This window comes from Xanthobacter oligotrophicus, from assembly GCF_008364685.1.
GTDB lineage: Bacteria > Pseudomonadota > Alphaproteobacteria > Rhizobiales > Xanthobacteraceae > Xanthobacter > Xanthobacter oligotrophicus.
Genome location: NZ_VTTL01000012.1, coordinates 66,276 through 85,657, shown reverse-complemented (window position 1 = coordinate 85,657; position 19,382 = coordinate 66,276). Strand labels below are relative to the sequence as shown.

The window sequence follows — 19,382 nt, the reverse complement described above, 5'->3', positions numbered from 1 at the left end:
CGGATGCGCAGACGAAAGGACAATATATGAGCAGCGCGGCTTCCGCCCTCGCCACGGATCCGGCGTCAAACGCCCCGCCCCGGCATATCGCCATCCATCCGCTCACCGGCCATATCGGCGCGGAGATCGAGGCAGGCGACCTCTCACGCCCGCTCGCGCCCGAGGTGGTGGACGAGATCCGCGCCGCGCTTCTCAAGTGGAAGGTGGTGTTCTTCCGCGACCAGCCCCTCACCCATGCCCAGCATGTGGCGCTGGCCCGGGCCTTTGGCGCGCCCACCATCGGTCATCCGGTGTTCGGCTTCGTGGACGGGCATCCCGAGGTCTATTCCGTCGGCCGCGACCGCTTCGCGACGCGCCATGTGGGCGAGCCCCTCATCCGGCCCTGGACCGGATGGCACACGGACGTGACCGCCGCGGTCAATCCGCCGGCCGCCTCCATCCTGCGGGGCGATGTCATTCCGCCCTACGGCGGCGACACCTTCTGGACCAATCTCGCCGTGGCCTACGAGGGCCTGTCCGCCCCGCTTCGCGGCTTCGTGGACACCCTGCGCGGCGTCCATGCCTTCACGGCGCCCGAGGGCCAGGGCGCGACCGAGGACTTCAGGGAGAAGAACAAGCGGCGGCCGCTGGTGAGCGAGCATCCCCTGGTGCGCGTCATCCCCGAGACCGGCGAGCGGGTGCTGTTCGTCAGCCCGTCGTTCCTCAAGCGCGTCACCGGCCTCACCCCGCGCGAGAGCCAGCAGATCCTGGAATTGCTGTTCGAGCACATCACTCGGCCGGAATACACGGTGCGGTTCCGCTGGCAGCCGGGCTCCATCGCCTTCTGGGACAATCGCACCACCGCCCACCTCGCCCCGCGCGACATCTACGCCCTCGATTTCGACCGCCAGCTCTACCGCATCACCCTCAAGGGCGACGTGCCGGTGGGCGTGGACGGGCGGCCCTCCACCATCATCGAGGGCGAGCCCATCGAGGCGTTCTCGGCCGGGACCGCCTGAGCGCGCCACTCGCCCTTTCTCCCGCCTTGACGGGCCTGCGCCACCGCGCAGGCCCGCCCCCTTGTTTCCAAGTCGCCCCCTTTCAGTCCTTGCCCTTAAGCCCCTGTCTCCGAGCCCCCATCCATGAGCCGTGACCGTCTGTTTCTCATCGCCCCGGGATTTGAGGACCCCGCCTCTCCCGGGCGCACCTTCTTCTGCCCGGACTGCAACCAGGTGGAAGGCGTGCTCGCCTCCAACCCCGGCCTTGCCGAACGGATCGAGGTGGTGCGGGTGCCGTTCGCCCGCCCCCGCGTGCCGGTCATCGCGGTGCTGGGCGAAGAGAACCAGAGCCTGCCGGTGCTCATCCTCGGCGACACGGCGCCCGCGCCCGACGATGCGCTCACCCACGGGGCGCAGCGGTTCGTGACCGACACCCGCCGCATCCTGCAACTCATCGCCGCGCGCCACGGCGTGCCCTTTCCCCATTGAACGCCATCCGCCCCGCCCGGCGGGACCGATTGCAAAAGGACCCGATCATGAGGACGAAGTCATGACCCAGATCGACGACGCCTGGGGCGCCGGCCCCACCGCCCGCTACGAAGAGCTGGCACACCGTTTCCGGCCCGTCTTTCGCCGCATCCGCGAGAGCGCCGTGGAGCGCGAACTGGCGCACCGCCTCCCGCGCGAGGAGATTTCCTGGCTCAAGGATGCTGGCTTCACCACCCTGCGCCTGCCGCAGGACGAGGGCGGCTTCGGCGCCAGCCTGCCGGAGCTGTTCAACCTGCTGATCGAGCTCTCGGCCGCCGACCCCAACGTGACCAATGCGCTGCGGGCCCATTTCGGCTTCACCGAGGAAGTTCTGAACTCCCCCTCCAAGGATTATCGCGACCGCTGGGTGAAGCGCATCGCCGCCAGGCAGACCTCGGGCAGCGGCTTCTCGGAGGCCGGCGACACCAAGGTCGGCCATTTCTCCACCCGCGTGGTGCGCGACGGCGACAAATGGCGCATCGACGGCGAGAAATACTACACCACCGGCTCCCTCTTCGCCGACTGGATCAATCTCGGCGCCGATGACGAGAACGGCGAGTTCATCCTGGTGCAGGTGCCCACCGACGCGCCGGGCGTGACCATCGTCGATGACTGGGACGGGTTCGGCCAGCAGCTCACCGCCTCCGGCACGGCCAAGTTCGACGGCGTCACCATCTCCGACGACCTCGTCAATCCGCAGCGCAAGCGCTTCCGCTATTCGGTCGCCTTCTACCAGCTGGTGCATCTGGCGACGCTCGCCGGCATCGGCCGCGCGGCGGCGGCGGACGTGGCCCAGCTCGTCAGCGCGCGCAAGCGGGTGTTCAGCCACGGCAATGCCGACCGCGTCGGGGCCGATCCGCAGATCCTCCAGGTGGTGGGCAAGGTGCGGGCCAACGCCTATGGCGCCGGCGCCACCGTGCTGAAGGCCGCCGAGGCGCTCCAGCGGGTCTTTGAGGCCCGTGACACCCAGGCCGCCGAAACCCAGGATCTCTCCGTCGCCGTGGCGGACCTGGAGGTGAACCAGGGCGTGACCGTGGTCACCTCCCTCATCCTCGACGCGACGACCTTGCTGTTCGACGCGCTGGGCGCCTCGGCGGCGAAGCGCGGCGTCGGCCTCGACCGGCACTGGCGCAACGCGCGCACCTTGTCCTCCCACAATCCGCGCATCTACCGCGAGCGCATCGTCGGCGACTTCGCCGTGAACGGCACTTGGCCGCCCGGCCCCTACCGCATCGGCACGCCCTGAGCGGAACGGCGCCGCCGCGCCTGTCCCAAACCTTCTCATCCTCTCTCCGTCAGACAGGAGAACGCGTTTTCCGTTTCTGCCCGCCAATGCAGGCAGATCGGCGCGTGCTCTGGAGCATAAAGCTGCTCCGGCCATTCAAGGAACCCGCCATGTCCAACCCCCACGACGCCCTGACACGCCTTGCTCTGTCGGCCCGGCGCGATCTGGAATTCATCGGCGAGAGCGGCACCGATTGGGTCCCGCCCGCGCCGGGCACCGATCACAACGTGGTCGTGGTGGGCGCCGGCCAGAGCGGGCTTTCCATCGCCTTCGGCTTGCGGCGGGCCGGCATCGGCCGCGTCAGCGTGGTGGACGCCGCCCCGCGCGGCGCGGAAGGCATCTGGCGCGGCCCGGCGCGCATGAATGTGCTGCGCACCCCAAGGGTGCCGCCGGGACCCGAGCTCGGCCTGCCGAGCCTCTCCTTCCAGGCCTATTACGAGGCCGCCTACGACGTCGAGGCGTATGCGGAGCTGCGCGAGATTCCCCGCACGGTGTGGGCGGACTATGTGGACTGGTTCCGCTCCGCCACCGCCATTGAGGTGCGCAACGGCGTCGCGCTGGTGCGGGTGGAGCCGCAGGAGGGGCATCTCAGGCTGCACTTCGCTGAAGGCGGGCGGACCTTCACGGAAACCACCCGCAAGCTGGTGATCGCGACCGGCATCGCAGGCTCGGGCGGGCCGTTCGTCCCGGCGGTCATTCGCGAGAGCCTGCCGCCCCATCTCTACGCCCACACCCACACGCTCGATCCGGCCGCGCTGGCGGGGAAAAGGGTCGCCATCCTCGGCTCGGCGGCATCCGCATTCGATGCGGCGGGCGCGCTGCTGGAGGCCGGCGCCCGTGCGGTGGACCTGTTCTCAAGGGGCTCCGATCTCGCCCGCGGCTCCGCCATGAAGCCGTTCTCCTTCTTCGGCGCCTGGGAGCATTTCTACGCGCTGGCGGACGACGAGCGCTGGCAGGTGATGCAGCACTTCCGCCGCCGCGCCTCGTTCCCGCCCCTGCCGGCGGTGCGCCGGGCGGTGGCCTTCCCCAATTTCCGCATCCACCTCGATGCCGGCTGGCGCAAGGTGGCGCCCCATGGCGACGGGGTGCGCATCACCACCGCGTCGGGGGAGGTCCATGAACCCGATTTCGTCGTCACCGGGACCGGCTATCTCACCGATGCCCGCCTGACGCCAGCCTTCGCCGACTTTGCCCCCGCTATCGCCCGCTGGTCGGACCGTGTGACGGTGGCCGGCGCGGAAGACGAGGCGCTCGCCGCCGCGCCCTATCTCGGCCCCGCCTTCGAATTGGTCGGCCGCGATGCGGACGCCCCGCCGTTCCTCGCCGACATCCACTTCCTCGCCTTCTCGGCCATGACCAGCACGGGGCGGCCGGTGGGCGACATCGCCAGCCTGCGCCACAACGTGCCGCGCCTCGTCGCCGCCATCGGCCGCGACCTGTTCCTGAAGGATCGCGCGGTGCACCTTGGCCGCTTCCTCGCGCCCCTGGGCGAGGACCTGCCCCGCGCGGCCTATGCCTCCGCCCTCGCCACCGAGACCGCGGAGGCGGCCGCGGGCTAATGCCCTCGCGTCGCTCTCAGCAAAAGACCCCGGAATGCCGAAGCATCCCGGGGTCTTTTTTCGTCAGTCGTCTCGCCGATCTCAGGGGAAGACCTTGAACGCCACGGTGTCGTCGCGGTCGATCTGGCGGATCAGGTCGATCTCCCAGTCGAGATAGCGGCGGAAGGCGCCGTGGCGGTCGCCCGCCTCCTGGTAGGGCGAGCGCCAGACATCATCCGCCGCATGGAGCAGGCTGGTTTCGCCGGCCTCCAGCGGCAACCCGGCCCCGCGCCACGCGCTGGTGCCGCCGGCCAGCACCGAGACCTGCCGTCCGCCCGCCGCCAGTTCGGCGGCAGCAAGGGCCGCGAGGCGGCCGTCGGCCGAGGTGAGCACGAGCGGGCGCACCGGCAGGCGGTCGAGCCCCTCGGGAAGCCGCGCCCGCACCACGAAGTGGGCGCCGGGCACATGGCCGGCCGCATAGGCAAGGCTGGTGTCGAGATCGAGCACCACCACCCCGTCGCCGGCGATGAGGGCCTGAAGCTCCACGGGCGTCACGGCCGGCACCGCCGGCAGCGCCCCCAGCACGCGGGTCGGCTCCGGCCCCCGTTCCAGTTCGGCGGACGCCGGATCGATGCCGAAGACAAAGACCTCGCCGATGCCGAGCTGGATCAGCCACGACGCCGTGATGCTGGAACGCACGGCGTTCTCGTCATCAATGACGACGATGCGGGCGTTGCGGGTGCCGATCCAGCGATCGGTGGCCTGCACCAACTGCCCGCCCTCCGCCCAGAGGGCGCCGGGAAGATGGCCCGCCTCGTACTCCTCGCGGGTACGCACATCCAGCAGGTAGAGGGTGCGCTCGCCACGGGTGGCCTCGAAGCGGGCAAGGCCCTCGCGATCCAGGGTCCGGATGCCGAAGCGGCGGGTCAGCCGCGCCACCGAGGCCCGCGCCTTATCCAGCCCTTCCGGTCCCGGCGTATGCGGCGCGGGCCGGTTGCCATGGGCGAGTGGCAGGCCGGCGAAGAGCCACGCCATGGTGCCGTTTTCCAGCGCCACCACCGGATTGGGAAGGCCGGCATTGATGAGCGCCTGCGCCCCGATGATGGAGCGGGTGCGACCGGCGCAGTTCACCACCACCAGCGTGTCGTCGGACCGCACCAGATCGGGCACCCGATAGGGCAGCTCCGCATTGGGCACCGCATAGGCGCCGGGGATGTGGAAATTCTCGAACTCCTCGACGGTGCGCCCGTCGACGATCACCACGTCGTCACCCCGCTCCAGCCGCTGCTTTACCTCGGCCGCCGACAGATGGGGGGTGCCGTAGGCGTGCTCCACGAACTCGCCGAAGGCCTTCGAATACACGTTCGCGCCGGTATAGACTTCGCCGCCCGCGGCCGCCCAGGCGGCGACGCCACCGTCGAGCAGGCGCACGTCCTCATAGCCGAGTCCGCCCAGGCGCTGCGCGGCCAGCGCCGCGAGTTGCCCGTCGCCCGCGTCGGTCACCACCACAGGGGCGGCAAGGCGTGGCAGCAGGGCGGCGGCGCGTAGCTCGATGCGGCTCAGCGGCAGCGGCACGGAGTGGAGGATGTGCCCGTCGCGGGAGCGGACGCCCTCCTCGCGCACGTCGACGAAGGCCAGCTCCCCGCCCGCCGCCAGCAGGTCGCGCAGGTGACTGACCGACACCAAGGCGAAGGGCTCCGCGGGGGTGAAGGGCTCCGCCGGCGCGGCGGCACGGGGTTGGCGCAAAGCGGTGGTGGTCATGGCAGTTCCTTCCGACACTCCGGGGGCGATAGCCTCCCTCTTATTTTCCATAAATTCAATTGAATTTGTTGACTATTAAATTCAAGGCTGCTCTGCTCAGGCGACGCAACAGGCGGAGGAGCGGGTGTCATGGGTGTCAGGCCGTTCACGGTCGCCATTGTCGGCGGCGGTTTCTCGGGGGCTGTGGCGGCGATCAAGCTCCTCGACACCGCTGGCGGGCGGCCCTTGCGCATCCGCATCATCGAGCCGCGGCCCGAGCCCGGCCGAGGCCTCGCCTTTTCCACGCAGGACCCGGCCCACTACCTGAACGCGCCGGCCAAGCTCTTCAGCATCCATCCGGACCGGCCGGACCATCTCATCAACTGGCTCACGGTCCAGGAAGAGGGCGCCCGCCTTGCCGCGCAAGCCTCAGGCCAGATGGCCGAGGCCTTCGTGCCGCGCCACCTCTACGGCGCCTATGTGCGCGCCGAGCTGGCGCGGGCCGAGGCGGAAGCCGGCATCAACGGCTTCGTCGAGCACCTGCGGGCGGAAGCGGTGGACATCGAGGAGACCGGCGCCGGTGGTGTCCGCATCACCCTGTCGGACGGTCGCGTGGTGAGCGCGGACCTCGCCCTGCTCGCCACCGGCTTCGCCGGCAACCGACCCAATTTCGCCATCGGCGAGGGCGTCGCCGAGAGCGGGCGCTATCTGGCCGATCCCTGGGCGCTGGCCGGCCGCGAGCTGACAGGCGAGCTGCCCAGCGACGGCACAGTACTGTTCATCGGCGGCGGGCTGACCATGCTCGACGCCCTGGTGACGCTGGAGCGCGCGGGCTTCAAGGGCCGCTATGTCAGCGTTTCCCGCCATGGCCTTCTCATCAACCAGCGGCGGGAGCCGGGTCCGGCCCGCGATTTCCTCGGCGATACGCATCCCGGAACCGCCCGCGCCCTCCTCGCCCTGGTCAAGCACGAGCTTGACGCCATCGCGGCGGATGGCGGCGACTGGCAGTCGGTGGTACCGGTCATCCGGGGCCGGCTCGCGAGCCTGTGGGCCGGCGCCAGCGCCGCAGAGCGCGCCCGCTTCAACCGGCACCTGCGCCGCTATTGGGAACTCGCCCTGCACCGCGCGCCGGGGCCGTCCTACGACACGTTGACCCGCGTGCTGGCCGAAGGGCGCCTCACCACGCGCGCCGGCCGGATCGAGGCCGTTTCCGCCGACGCGGGCGGCGCCGAGGTGCGCCTGCGCCTGCGTGGCGCAGGGGAGAGCGAACAGGTCCGCGCCGATCTCGTGGTGAATACCACCGGCGCCCAATATGCGTGGGACCGCATCACCGACCGGCCCCTCGTCACCAACCTGCTCGGCCGTGGCACGGTGCGCCCCGGAGGCCTCGGCTACGGCATCGACATTGATGCCGACGCGGCGGTCATCGACCGCTCGGGCGCGGCTTCCAACCGCCTGTTCGGCATCGGCCCCATCCTGCGCGGCACCCGCTGGGAAGCCACCACCATCGTGGAGATCGTGGCCCAGGCCACGGCCTTCGCCGACCTGGTGGCGGAACGCCACCTTGTCCGCCGTCCCGTGGCACCGCCTCCAAGCGCCCTGTCCCGCGCCAGCGCGGCCTGAACATCAAGGCTCCCCCATGCCGAACACGACCCCGCGCAAAGAGATCCGCGTCAACGCCTTCGCCATGGCAACCCCGGTGCACCACTCGCCCGGCCTGTGGCGCCACCCGGACGACCGCTCGCTCGCCTATACCAGCCTCGAATACTGGACCGACCTCGCGCAGATCCTGGAGCGGGGAAAGTTTGACGCGCTCTTCATCGCCGACAGCATGGCGTCCAACGATGTCTATGGCGGCTCCTACCATGCGGCGCTCAAGGTCGGCGCCCAGCTCCCCAAGCTCGATCCCATCGTCGCGGTGGCGGCCATGGCGCGGGTGACCACGCATCTGGGCTTCGGCATCACCAGCAACGCCCTCTACGAGCCGCCCTACCCATTCGCGCGGCGCATGAGCACGCTGGACCACCTCACCAAGGGCCGCATCGGCTGGAACATCGTCACCGGCCACACCACCTCCGGCGCCCGCGCAGTGGGCGAAAAGGCGCTGACGCCCCACGACCAGCGCTATGACATCGCCGACGAATATCTCGATGCCGTCTACGCCCTGTGGGAGGGCAGCTGGGACGACGACGCCGCGGTGCGCGACCGCGAGCACCTCGTCTTCGCCGACCCGGCGAAAATCCGACCCATCGTCCATCGCGGCCAGCACTTCCAGGTGGAGGCGATCCACCTCGCCGAGCCCTCGCCCCAGCGCACGCCGGTGCTGTTCCAGGCCGGCGCCTCCACGCGGGGAAGGGCCTTCGCCGCCCGCCATGCCGAATGCATCTTCGTCAGCGGACCGACCCCCACCGTGATCGCCCCGGTAGTGGCGGACACCCGCCGCCGCGCCGCGGCGCTCGGGCGGCACCCGAAGGAAATCCTGTTCTTCTCCATGGCCACCGTCATCGTCGGCGCGACCGAGGACGAGGCGCGGGCCAAGCTTGAGGATTATCGCCGCTACATCAATCCGGAGGCAGCCCTCATCCTGTTCTCCGGGTGGACCGGCATCGATTTCTCAACCTGGGATCTCGATGCCCCCATCCGCTTCGACGACCGCGCGCAGGGCCTCGTCTCGGCGCTGGAGGCCTTCTCCATCGCCGATCCCGACCGCGTGTGGACCGTGCGCGAGCTGGCCGAGCACAATGCCATCGGCGGGCGCGGGCCGGTGTTCGTGGGCTCGGCCGAGCAGGTGGCCGACCAGATCGAAGCCTGGGTGGAGGCCACCGACGTGGACGGCCTCAACCTCAGCTATGCGGTGACGCCCGGCGGCTTCGCCGATTTCGGCACCTATGTGGTCCCCGAACTTCAGCGCCGTGGCCGGTTCAAGGCGGACTACGCACCCGGCACCCTGCGCGAGAAGATCTATGGCGCCGGGCGCGCCCGCCTGCCCGACACCCATCCCGCCGCCGGGTTCCGGCCCGGAGCCACGGATGGCGTGCAACGCCACGCGGTCTGATGCCGCCAGCCCAAAGACAGGACCAGCTATGACCACGTCCACCGACGCCTTCGCGGCCGTGACCCTGCTCTTCGGAGCCCTGCCGCTTGAGGCCGCGCCCATCCCTTGCGGCGGCACCGACGGGCACGGCGCATGCAGCCCTGCCGCCAGTGCGCCGCGCCATGAGGGACCCGTCACGGCGCGGCGTCCCCTGCTGTCCCGCCTCGCAACGCGCGTCGGCGGGTGGGGACGCTGACCAGCGACCGCCTGAACCGGATCCGCAGGCACCAGGCCGCCGGAACGGCGTTCGTTTCCATCCTTCAGCGTCGAGCGTCCGTCATCGACCGCTGGCGAGAAAAACCAGCAGCACAAGCTGGCATGAAAGGCTTGCGACCATGACCCGGCAGATCCGCCTCAACGGCTTCATCGGCTTCAGTCCCGTCCACCTCTCGCCGGGCCTGTGGGCCCATCCGCGCAGCCGCGGCGCCGACTACAACAGCCTCGACTACTGGGTGGAGCTGGCGCAGATCCTGGAGCGGGGCAAGTTCGATGCCCTGTTCGTCGCCGACGGCATCGGCATCCACGATGTCTACGACGGCTCCGCCGACGCCACGATCCGCGCTGGCGCGCAGTTTCCCAAGCTCGATCCGCTGATGTTGGTCTCCGCGCTCGCCTTTGAGACCAGCCAGCTTGGCTTCGGCATCACCGCCTCCACCACCCACGAGGTGCCGGCGGTGCTGGCGCGGCGCTTCTCCACCTTGGATCATTTCACCAAGGGCCGCATCGGCTGGAACATCGTCACCGGCTATTCGGACAGCGGTGCCAGGGCGGTCGGCCGCGAGGCGGTGCTCGCCCATGACGATCGCTACGACCGCGCCGACGAATTCCTGGAGATCGCCTACAAGCTCTGGGAAGGCTCCTGGGAGGACGGTGCCGTGGTGCGCGACCGCGCCAGCGGCACTTTCGCCGACCCCGAGAAGGTGCATCGTGTCCGCCACCAGGGCGCCCATTTCGACCTCGACACCATCCACCTCACCGAGCCCTCGCCCCAGCGCACGCCCTTCCTGTTCCAGGCCGGCGCCTCGCCGCGCGGGCGGGAATTCGCGGCCCGTCATGCGGAAGCGGTGTTCGTGGGCGGCCCCACCAAGGCCAGCGTCGCCCCCGGCGTGGCCGACATCCGCTCCCGCGCCGCAGCGCTGGGCCGCGATCCGCGCGACATCGCCGTGTTCACGCTGGCCACCGCCATCGCCGCCCCGACCCGCGCCGAGGCGGAAGCAAAGCTTGAGGACTACCGCCGCTACACCGACCCCGACGGCGTCCTGGCCCTGTTCTCCGGATGGACCGGCGTTGACTTCTCGCGCTTCGATCTCGATGCGCCGCTAATCCGTGGCGAGCGCCGCGAGAACGCGGTGCAATCGGTGATCGACAGCTTCACCAGCGCCGATCCCGACCGGGTGTGGGCCCTGCGCGAGGTGATCACCCACAACGGCATCGGCGGGCGCGGCCCGCTCTTCGTCGGCACGCCGGCGGACATCGCCGACGAGATGGAAGCCTGGGTCGCCGAGGCGGACGTGGACGGCTTCAACCTGTCCTACGCCTTCGTGCCGGAGACCTTCGCCGATTTCGTCACGCTCGTGGTGCCGGAGCTGCAGCGCCGCGGCATCTACAAGCAGGACTACGTCCCCGGCACGCTCAGGGCCAAGCTCACCGGCGCGGACGGCGTGAAAGCCACCCATCCGGCGGCCGGCCGGCGCGACCCCACCAAGATCGGAGCCGCGGCATGAGCCCCTCCATCCGCGCGCGCCGCGCCATCGGCAAGCGGGAGACGGCCATGAGCGTCGCCATGGAAGTGGTCAAGGGCACCGGCGAAAACCTCATCTGGTCGCGCATGCGGCAGGAGGCCTCGGCGGCGCTCCACGAGGAACCGTTGCTCGCCGGCGTGCTCCAGTCGACGGTGCTCGACCAGCCGGACCTCGGCAGCGCCTTCGCCTATCGCCTTGCCCATCGCCTGGGCGGCGGCGACCTGAGCCGCCTCGCAGTGCGCGACATCTTCATGTCGGCGCTGCGGGCCCGGCCCTCGTTGCGCTCCGCCTTCACCGACGACCTCACCGCCATCTATGAGCGCGATCCCACCTGCCGGCGCTTTCTCGACCCGTTCCTCTACTACAAGGGCCTTGCCGCGCTGGAGGCTTACCGCGTCGCCCACTGGCTGTGGAGCGATGGCCGCACCACGCTCGCGCTTAACTTCCAGAGCCGCATCTCCGAGGTGTTCCAGGCCGATATCCACCCCGCGGCCCGCATCGGCTCCGGCGTCTTCATCGATCACGCCACGGCGGTGGTGATCGGCGAGACCGCCGTGGTGGCGGACGATGTCTCCATCCTCCAGTCAGTCACCCTCGGCGGCAACGGCAAGGACCGGGGCGACCGCCATCCCAAGATCGGACGGGGCGTATTGCTCTCCGTGGGCGCCAAGGTGCTCGGCAACATCAAGGTGGGAGAAGGCGCGCGGGTGGCTGCCGCCGCCGTCGTGCTGCACGACGTGCCGCCCTTCTCCACCGTCGCCGGCGTGCCGGCCAAGGTGATCGGCCATTCCAGCACCCAACGGCCCGCCTTCAGCATGGACCAGATGTTCGGCGACGGCATCTGAATGCCCGGCTTCTTCACGGAAGTACAACACAAGGACCAGACATGACCTCCCAGAGACTGAGTGTCAGCGCGGCCTCCGCACGCAATCTTGCGACGGCCAGCGTCACGGTGGTGCAGAATTCCGAACGCACGCCGCGCTGGCTCCACCGCCTTCTGCCCTGGGTCGATGTTGCGGGCGGCGTCTATCGCGTCAACCGGCGCTCGGTGCTGGTGCCCAAGCCCGGCCGCATCGCCGTTTCGCACGATGGCGGGACCGCGCGCATCGTGCCGCAGAGCCTTGCCGCCATCCCGCTCCTCAGCGGCCTCGATGGGGCGGCGGCGGCAAGTCTGGCCGAAAGGTTCCAGGAAAGCCGGCACAAGGCCGGCGAAGTCATCGCCGAGCCTGCCGCCGGCGGGCAGAAGCTTTTCGTGGTGGCGAACGGCACCGTTGAGTATTTCCTCACCGGCCCCTTCGGCGGGGTGCTGCGGCAGGGCCTTGCCACCACCGGCGATTATTTCGGCGACCACGCCCTCACCGGCGAGGCGCGCCATGTGCCGGGGGTGAAGGCGCTCTCGGACGTGACCCTGCTCACCTTCGACATCGCCGACCTCGCCCAGCTCAACGCGGTGCGCGATTCCATCACGGCCACCGCCGACAAGCTCAAGGCCCTCGCCGAGATCACCAACGGCCACGGTGAACCCAAGATCAGCCTGCTCGCCGGCCACAGCGGCGAACCACGCCTGCCCACGACCTTCGTGGATTATTCCGAGCACCCGCGCGAATACCACCTTTCCACCATCCAGACGGTGCTGCACACCCACACCCGCATCACCGACCTGTATTCCAACGAGATCGACCAGCTGCGCGAGCAGATCCGCCTCACCGTGGACGCGGTGAAGGAGCGGGAGGAATGGGAGATCATCAACAATCCCGATTTCGGCCTGCTGAACGAGGTGTCGCCGCGCTTCCGCATCCCCACCCGCTCCGGCGCGCCGACCCCGGACGACCTCGACGAGCTTCTGAGCCTGGTGTGGAAGCGGCCGGCCTTCTTCGTCGCCCATCCGCGCACCATCGCCGCCTTCGGCCGCGAGGCGACCCGGCGCGGCGTGCCGCCGGTGGTGATCCACCTCTACGGCTCGCCCTTCCTCACCTGGCGCGGCGTGCCGCTGGTGCCCTCCGACAAGCTGCCTATCCATGTGGACCCGGCGACCGGCGTCGCCTCCTCCTCCATCCTGCTGCTGCGCGTCGGCGAGGCGGAACAGGGCGTGGTCGGCCTGCAGAAAGTGGGTGTCACCGGCGAGGTAGAGCCTGGCCTGTCGGTGCGATATTCGGGCACCAACGAGCACTCCATCGCCTCGCACCTCGTCACCCGCTATTTCTCGGCGGCGGTGCTGATCGAGGATGCCATCGCCCGCCTCGATAACGTTCTGATCGGGCGCTACCATGACTACGCCTGACCGCGCTTTTCCGGGGCTGGCCGCGTTCAGCCTCCCGGAGGGCGATGGCTTTCACACAGCCCTCATCTCACGGCTCGCCAACGAACTCTATCGCGAGGGGGACCGCGCGGCGCCGTCCGCCCTCCCGGCACATGCGCCCGCCCCGCACGTCCCGGCCTTTCCCGGATTTGCGGAACCGGCCTCCGCCGCGCCCGGATATCCGACGCAGGGCCTGCCGGGCATCACCAGCGGCGGCGCGGAAGGCATTCGCGCCGCCCGGGGTTTTGCGCCGGCGGGTTCCGCGCCCGATGTCGGCCGGGCGCCGCCGGTCCATCCGGTGATAGAGCCGTTGGCTGAAGGGCCTGCTGCGCCGTCCCCCTCGCCGGCATCAGCCGACGCGGGCTGGCGGCGGATCTCGGTGGTGGACACACCGGCCGGCATCGGCCGGGACGATCCCTTCGCCTCGCCGGACTTCTATTTCCTCACCCCCGGCACCTCGCGCTTCGTGCCGGGACAGGGCAAGCCGGCCCATCAGGCGTCCCCGGCGGCGACGCACGGCGGCATCACCGGGTTCGATCCCTACCGGGTGCGGACGGATTTTCCTGCCCTGCACCAGAACGTCAACGGCCACCCGCTGGTATGGCTCGACAACGCCGCCACCACGCAGAAGCCGCAGAGCGTCATCGACGCCACCTCGCACTTCTACGCCCACGACAATTCCAACATCCATCGCGCCGCCCACACCCTGGCGGCGCGCTCCACCGACCTGTTCGAGGGCGCGCGGGAGAAGATCGCCCGCTTCATCGGCGCCGCCGAGCCGCGCGAGATCGTGTTCCTGCGCGGCACCACGGAAGCCATCAACCTGGTGGCCAACACCTTCGGCCGCACCCGCATCGGCAACGGCGACGAGATCATCGTCACCGCCATCGAGCACCACGCCAACATCGTGCCCTGGCAGCTGCTGTCGCAGGCCACCGGTGCGGTGCTGAAGGTGGTGCCGGTGAACGACCGGGGCGAGGTGATCCTCGAACAGTTCGCCGCTTTGCTCACCGGGCGGACCAAGCTGGTCTCGGTGACCCACGTCGCCAACGCGCTGGGCACGGTGGTGCCGGTGGAGGAGATCATCGCCATCGCCCACGCCCATGGCGTGCCGGTGCTGGTGGACGCCGCCCAGTCGGCCCCGCACGTGCCCATCGACGTGAAGGCGCTGGATGCCGACTTCCTGGTGCTGTCCGGCCACAAGATCTTCGGGCCTACCGGCATCGGCATCCTCTACGGCAAGGCCGACCTGCTGGAGAGCCTGCCGCCGTGGCAGGGCGGTGGCCACATGATCAAGGACGTGACCTTCGCCAAGACCACCTACCAGGGCCTGCCGGAGCGGTTCGAGGCGGGCACGCCGGACATTGCCGGGGCGGTGGGCCTCGGCGCGGCAGTGGACTATCTCCAGCAGGTGGGCCTGCCCGCCATCGCCGCCTACGAGCATGCCTTGCTGGAATACGCCACGGCGGGGCTGGAGGAGATCGCCGGCCTGCGGCTCATCGGCACCGCGCAGCACAAGGCCAGCGTGCTATCCTTCGTGGTGAAGGACAAGGACCCGCAGGAGGTGGCGAAGTTTCTCGACCGGCGCGGCATTGCCGTGCGCTCGGGGCACCATTGCGCCCAGCCCGCCCTGCGCCGCTTCGGCGTGGAGACAACGGTGCGGGCCTCGCTCGCCTTCTACAACACCCGCGAGGACGTGGACGCGCTGGTGACCGCGCTCCACGCCCTGCCAAAAAGCTGAAGGACGCCTAACCATGGCCGAGACCATCTCCATCGGAACCCTCAAGGCGCGCATCGCCGGCGACCCCGGCCTGCTGCTGGTGGACGTGCGCACCCCGGCCGAATATGGCGAAGTGCACGTGCCGCAGGCGCGCAGCGTGCCCCTCGACAGCCTCGACCCGGCCGCCCTCGCGGCGGCCGGCGTCGCCGCCCGCGACCGGCCGGTCCACGTCATCTGCCGCACGCAGAACCGGGCCAAGCTCGGCGCCGCAGCCTTCGAGAAGGCCGGCTTCGGGCAGGTGGTGATCGTGGACGGCGGCACCACGGCGTGGGAGGCGGCGGGCTATCCGGTGACGCGGGGGGCGGTGAAGGTCATCAGCCTGGAGCGGCAGGTGCGGATCGGCGCCGGCTCGCTCGTCGTTCTCGGCGTGCTGCTGGCGTGGCTGGTGCACCCGGCCTTCATCGCGCTCTCGGGCTTCGTGGGCGCCGGCCTCGTCTTCGCCGGCGTCACCGATTTCTGCGGCATGGGCCTCCTGCTCGCCCGCGCCCCCTGGAACCGCCGGACGGCGGCGGGCTGAGGCGGATCGCTTCCCCGTGCCGGCTCAGGCCGGCGCGGGAACCCCTTCGGTGAGATGGCAGGCCACCACATGGCTTGCCCCGACTTGGCCCGGCCCGACATCGCGCAGGACCGGCGCCTCGCTACGGCAACGTGCCTGCGCGAGCGGGCAGCGGGTGTGGAAGGCACAGCCGGGCGGCGGCGCATAGGGGCTCGGCAGGTCGCCCGAGAGCGGCACCGTGGCCTTCCGCGGCCCGCCGATCTGCGGCACCGCGTCGAGCAGCGCGCGGGTATAGGGATGGCCCGGCGCGCGGAACAGGGTCTCGCGGTCGGCCAGCTCGACGATGCGGCCGAGATACATCACCGCCACCCGGTCGCTCACATATTCCACCACCGACAGATCGTGGCTGATGAACAGGAAGGCGACGCCCAGCGCCTCCTGGAGATCCGACAGCAGGTTCAGGATCTGCGCCTGCACCGACACGTCGAGGGCGGACACCGGCTCGTCCAGCACCACCACGGCGGGATCAAGCGCCAGCGCGCGGGCGATGCCGATGCGCTGGCGCTGGCCGCCGGAGAACTGGTGCGGCGTGCGCTCGGCCGCATCCGGCGGCAGGCCCACCTTGCGCAGCAGGTCGCGGACGCGGGCGCGCCGTTCCTCCCGCGTGCCGATGCCATGGATATGCAGCGGCTCGGCGATCAGTTCGCCCACGGTCCAGCGCGGATCAAGCGAAGCGAAGGGATCCTGGAACACCATCTGCACCTTGCGCCGCGCCGTGCGCAGCCGGTGGCGCGGCACATGGGTGATGTCCTGTCCGGCGAGATGAATGCGGCCGCCCGCCGGCTCGATCAAGCGCACGATGGCGCGGCCCAGGGTGGACTTGCCGCAGCCGCTCTCGCCCACGAGGCCCAGCGTCTCGCCCGGCGCGAGGGCGAGCGAAACCCCGCTCACCGCCTGCACCGTTCCCCGTCCGGTCTGGAAGCGGACGGAGAGGTCCTCCACCTGGAGCACGGGCTCAGGCTGAGAGCGGTTCAAGCCGATGCTCTGCAACATAAAGGTCTCCGGCGCGCAGGCAGGCGACGGCGCCCCCCTCCACGGTCATGAGAGGGGGAATTGCCGCCCGGCAGGCGGCCTCCGCATGGGCGCAACGGGGCGCGAAGGCGCAGCCGTCCGGCATGGCGGCAAGGCTGGGCACGGTGCCCGGGATCTCGGCGAGCCGCCCCCGCGCCGCGCTCGCGCCGAGCTGGGGCCGGGCGGCGATGAGGCCGCGCGTGTAGGGGTGCAGCGGGCGGGCGAACAGGTCCGCCGTGTCGCGGGCCTCCACCTTGCGGCCGGCATACATCACCAGCACCCGGTCGGAATGCTGCGCCACCACGCCGAGGTCGTGGGTGATGAGCACCACCGCCGTGCCGTGCTCGCGCTTCAGCTCGTCCATGAGGGCGAGGATCTGCGCCTGGATGGTCACGTCGAGGGCGGTGGTGGGCTCGTCCGCCACCAGCACGGCGGGCGAGAGCGCCAGCGCCATGGCGATCATCACCCGCTGGCGCATGCCACCGGACAGCCGGTGCGGGAAATCCGAGAAGCGGCGGCGGGCGTCGGGAATGTGGACGCGCTCCAGCAGGGCGATGGCCCGGTCGCGGGCAGCGGCGCGGCCGACCTTCTCGTGCTCGAGGATCGCCTCCATGATCTGCTCGCCGATGGTGAGCACCGGGTTCAGCGCGGTCATTGGCTCCTGGAAGATCATGGCGATGCGGGCGCCGCGCACCTTGCGCAGCTCCGCCTCCGACAGCGCCACGAGATCGCGCCCCTCCAGCCGCACGCGGCCGCCGTCGATCCGCCCCGGCGGCGGCACCAGGCCGAGCAGGGACAAGGCGGTGATGGACTTGCCGCAGCCACTCTCGCCGACGATGGCCAGCGTCTCGCCGCGCGCGACGGCGAAGGATAGGTCATGGACCGCGCGGCGCGTGGTGCGGCCGCTGGCAAAGGCGATGGACAGGTTCTCCACCGCCAGAACGGGATCGCTCATCGCCGTGCCCCCTTGGGGTTCAGGGCATCGTTGAGGCCGTCGCCGAGCAGGTTCAGCGCCAGCACCGCGGCAACGATGGCGAGCCCCGGCAGGGTCGCCACATACCAGTCGGTGCGCAGCACCTCGCGCCCGGATCCCACCATGCCGCCCCAGCTCACCACGTTGGGATCGCCGAGGCCGAGGAAGGCGAGGGAGGATTCGGTGAGGATGGCGCTCGCCACCAGGATGGAGGCGGAGACGATCACCGGTGCCAGCGTGTTGGGCAGGATGTGGAGGAGAATGATGCGGCCGTCCGATGCCCCGAGCGCGATGGAGGCCGCAACCATCTCCCCGTGCCGCAGCTTCAGCACCTCCGCGCGCACCAGCCGCGCCAGGCTCGGCCATGCGGTGATGCCGATGGCGAAGGTGATGGTGGGAATGGACGGCTGGAGGATCGCCACGATGGCGAGCGCGAACAGGAACGGCGGCACCGTCTGGAACAGCTCGGTGACGCGCATGAGGCCGGCGTCGAGGCGCCCGCCGTAATAGCCCGAGACCGCGCCGGTGGTGACTCCAATCACCAGCGACACCAGCGTCGCCACCGCGCCGATCAGCAGCGACACCCGCGCGCCGTGGAAGATGCCGGAGGCGATGTCGCGCCCCAGCATGTCGGTGCCGAGGGGATAGGCCGCGTCCTGCCCCGGCCAGAGGAAGGGCTGGGCCACCATGTCCAGCGGGTCGTCGGGATATACGATGTCGGCCGACGCCGCCATGCCGATGATGAGCACGAAGAAGATCAGCCCCACCACCGCCGACGGACGCCGCAGCAGGCGACGCAGCAGTGTGTCGCGGGGCGCCGCGGCGGCCGTCTGGGACGATCCGGGTGGTGAGGCGAGATCGAGGAGAGCCATGATTGAGCGCGCTCCTCAGCTCAACTCGATGCGCGGATCGAGCACCGTATAGGCGAGATCCACCACGAGATTGACGACGACGACCACCACCGACGAGCAGAACAGGATGCCCAGCAGCAGGTTGAGGTCGCGCTGGAACAGGGCCTCGAAGGCGAGCCGGCCGAGCCCCGGCCAGGCGAACACCGTCTCCACCAGGATCGCCCCGCCGAGGATGGAGCCGAGCTGAACGCCCAGCGTCGTCACGATGGGCAGCAGCGCGTTGCGCAGCACGTGGCGCAGGGCGATGCGCCGGGGCCGCACCCCCTTCGCCCGTGCCGTGCGCACGAAATCCTGCCCGTAGACCTCCAGCATGGAGGCGCGCATGAGGCGGGTGTAGATGGCAAGGTAGAACAGGCCCAGCGTCAGGGCCGGCAGGATGAGGTGCTGCGCCACGTCGGCGGCATAGCCAAGGCCGGTGAGGCCGGATTCGATGCTGGCCATGCCGCCCACGGGCAGCCAGTCGAGCAGCACCGAGAACACCACCACGAACATCACGCCGATCCAGAACACCGGCGTGGCGTAAAACACCAGCGCGACAGACGAAATGACCGTATCCAATAGCTTGCCCGCATGGCGCGCCGCCAGGAAGCCGAGCGTGCCTCCGACGCTGACCGCAAAGGCGATGGACGTGCCCATGAGCAGCAACGTCGCCGGCAGGCGCAGCGCGATCAACTCCGACACCGGCATGCCCTGCCGGAAGGAATAGCCGAGGTTGAGCGTCAGCACATTCTTCAGATAGGACAGGAACTGCACATAGAGCGGCTGGTCGAGGCCGAACTGCCGGCGCAGGGCCGCCATGTATTCGGGCGTGGCCGAGCCCGCCTCCCCCGCCATCACCTGGGCCGCATCGCCGGGCGCGAGGCGGAGCAGGAAGAAGTTAATGACGGCGATGCCGATGATCACGAAGGCGATCTGCCCCAGCGACCGCTTCAGGTACCGTGCCACGCC

General features: G+C 70.1%; 17 protein-coding genes. 12 read left to right on the top strand and 5 right to left on the bottom strand.

Features of this window, described 5'->3' with window-relative positions; translation table 11 throughout:
• Nucleotides 1-26: 26 nt before the first annotated feature.
• The 4 genes from FZ033_RS19675 to FZ033_RS19660 all read left to right on the top strand — a co-directional run bounded on the left by FZ033_RS19675 (nucleotide 27) and on the right by FZ033_RS19660 (nucleotide 4,349).
• Nucleotides 27-998, top strand: coding sequence for a TauD/TfdA dioxygenase family protein (locus FZ033_RS19675; protein WP_149577762.1), 972 nt, complete (start codon nucleotides 27-29; stop codon nucleotides 996-998).
• A 123-nt stretch (nucleotides 999-1,121) separates the two neighbouring features.
• Nucleotides 1,122-1,466, top strand: coding sequence for a DUF3088 domain-containing protein (locus FZ033_RS19670; protein WP_149577761.1), 345 nt, complete (start codon nucleotides 1,122-1,124; stop codon nucleotides 1,464-1,466).
• 61 nt (nucleotides 1,467-1,527) lie between these two features.
• Nucleotides 1,528-2,751, top strand: coding sequence for an acyl-CoA dehydrogenase family protein (locus FZ033_RS19665; RefSeq protein WP_149577760.1), 1,224 nt, complete (start codon nucleotides 1,528-1,530; stop codon nucleotides 2,749-2,751).
• Nucleotides 2,752-2,900: 149 nt separating this feature from the next.
• Nucleotides 2,901-4,349 carry an FAD-dependent oxidoreductase gene (locus FZ033_RS19660; protein ID WP_188079587.1) on the top strand — a complete coding sequence of 483 codons (1,449 nt, stop codon included), beginning with the start codon at nucleotides 2,901-2,903 and terminating at the stop codon, nucleotides 4,347-4,349.
• Nucleotides 4,350-4,430: 81 nt separating this feature from the next.
• Here the strand turns inward: FZ033_RS19660 and FZ033_RS19655 are convergent, their stop codons facing one another.
• Nucleotides 4,431-6,089, bottom strand: a complete 1,659-nt coding sequence (locus FZ033_RS19655) for a rhodanese-like domain-containing protein (protein ID WP_149577758.1) — start codon at nucleotides 6,087-6,089, stop codon at nucleotides 4,431-4,433.
• 129 nt (nucleotides 6,090-6,218) lie between these two features.
• Between FZ033_RS19655 and FZ033_RS19650 the strand changes: the two genes are divergently transcribed.
• The 8 genes from FZ033_RS19650 to FZ033_RS24565 all read left to right on the top strand — a co-directional run bounded on the left by FZ033_RS19650 (nucleotide 6,219) and on the right by FZ033_RS24565 (nucleotide 15,500).
• On the top strand, nucleotides 6,219-7,691 hold the full coding sequence (locus FZ033_RS19650; RefSeq protein WP_149577757.1) for an FAD/NAD(P)-binding protein: 1,473 nt from the start codon (nucleotides 6,219-6,221) through the stop codon (nucleotides 7,689-7,691).
• A 16-nt stretch (nucleotides 7,692-7,707) separates the two neighbouring features.
• On the top strand, nucleotides 7,708-9,123 hold the full coding sequence (locus FZ033_RS19645) for an LLM class flavin-dependent oxidoreductase (RefSeq protein ID WP_149577756.1): 1,416 nt from the start codon (nucleotides 7,708-7,710) through the stop codon (nucleotides 9,121-9,123).
• 28 nt (nucleotides 9,124-9,151) lie between these two features.
• A complete protein-coding gene (locus FZ033_RS19640; protein WP_149577755.1) occupies nucleotides 9,152-9,358 on the top strand; it encodes a hypothetical protein in 207 nt (68 codons plus the stop codon).
• Nucleotides 9,359-9,497: 139 nt separating this feature from the next.
• Entirely contained in the window at nucleotides 9,498-10,886 is a 1,389-nt protein-coding gene (locus FZ033_RS19635) for an LLM class flavin-dependent oxidoreductase (RefSeq protein ID WP_149577754.1), read from the top strand.
• A 47-nt stretch (nucleotides 10,887-10,933) separates the two neighbouring features.
• Nucleotides 10,934-11,749: a serine O-acetyltransferase gene (gene cysE / locus FZ033_RS19630; protein WP_232847580.1), complete on the top strand. Its 816-nt coding sequence runs from the start codon at nucleotides 10,934-10,936 to the stop codon at nucleotides 11,747-11,749.
• A 41-nt stretch (nucleotides 11,750-11,790) separates the two neighbouring features.
• The gene (locus FZ033_RS24570) at nucleotides 11,791-13,185 is read left to right on the top strand and encodes a family 2B encapsulin nanocompartment shell protein (RefSeq protein WP_149577752.1); all 1,395 of its coding nucleotides are present in this window, start codon (nucleotides 11,791-11,793) and stop codon (nucleotides 13,183-13,185) included.
• Between the two features lie 64 nt (nucleotides 13,186-13,249).
• A complete protein-coding gene (locus tag FZ033_RS19620) occupies nucleotides 13,250-14,944 on the top strand; it encodes a SufS family cysteine desulfurase (protein WP_408068499.1) in 1,695 nt (564 codons plus the stop codon).
• 13 nt (nucleotides 14,945-14,957) lie between these two features.
• Complete coding sequence (locus FZ033_RS24565) at nucleotides 14,958-15,500, top strand: rhodanese-like domain-containing protein (protein WP_149577750.1); 543 nt, start codon at nucleotides 14,958-14,960, stop codon at nucleotides 15,498-15,500.
• Nucleotides 15,501-15,524: 24 nt separating this feature from the next.
• Here the strand turns inward: FZ033_RS24565 and FZ033_RS19610 are convergent, their stop codons facing one another.
• The 4 genes from FZ033_RS19610 to FZ033_RS19595 are packed head-to-tail and all read right to left on the bottom strand — an operon-like array spanning nucleotide 15,525 to nucleotide 19,379.
• Nucleotides 15,525-16,532 (bottom strand): ABC transporter ATP-binding protein, encoded by a 1,008-nt coding sequence (locus tag FZ033_RS19610; RefSeq protein WP_149577749.1) that lies wholly within the window; start codon nucleotides 16,530-16,532, stop codon nucleotides 15,525-15,527.
• Nucleotides 16,495-17,505 carry an ABC transporter ATP-binding protein gene (locus tag FZ033_RS19605; RefSeq protein ID WP_149577748.1) on the bottom strand — a complete coding sequence of 337 codons (1,011 nt, stop codon included), beginning with the start codon at nucleotides 17,503-17,505 and terminating at the stop codon, nucleotides 16,495-16,497. The genes FZ033_RS19610 and FZ033_RS19605 overlap by 38 nt, the downstream gene beginning before the upstream one ends.
• Nucleotides 17,502-18,395, bottom strand: coding sequence for an ABC transporter permease (locus FZ033_RS19600; RefSeq protein WP_149577747.1), 894 nt, complete (start codon nucleotides 18,393-18,395; stop codon nucleotides 17,502-17,504). Before FZ033_RS19600 ends, FZ033_RS19605 begins: the two co-directional genes overlap by 4 nt.
• Before the next feature lie 15 nt (nucleotides 18,396-18,410).
• Complete coding sequence (locus FZ033_RS19595) at nucleotides 18,411-19,379, bottom strand: ABC transporter permease (protein ID WP_149577746.1); 969 nt, start codon at nucleotides 19,377-19,379, stop codon at nucleotides 18,411-18,413.
• Nucleotides 19,380-19,382: the final 3 nt, after the last annotated feature.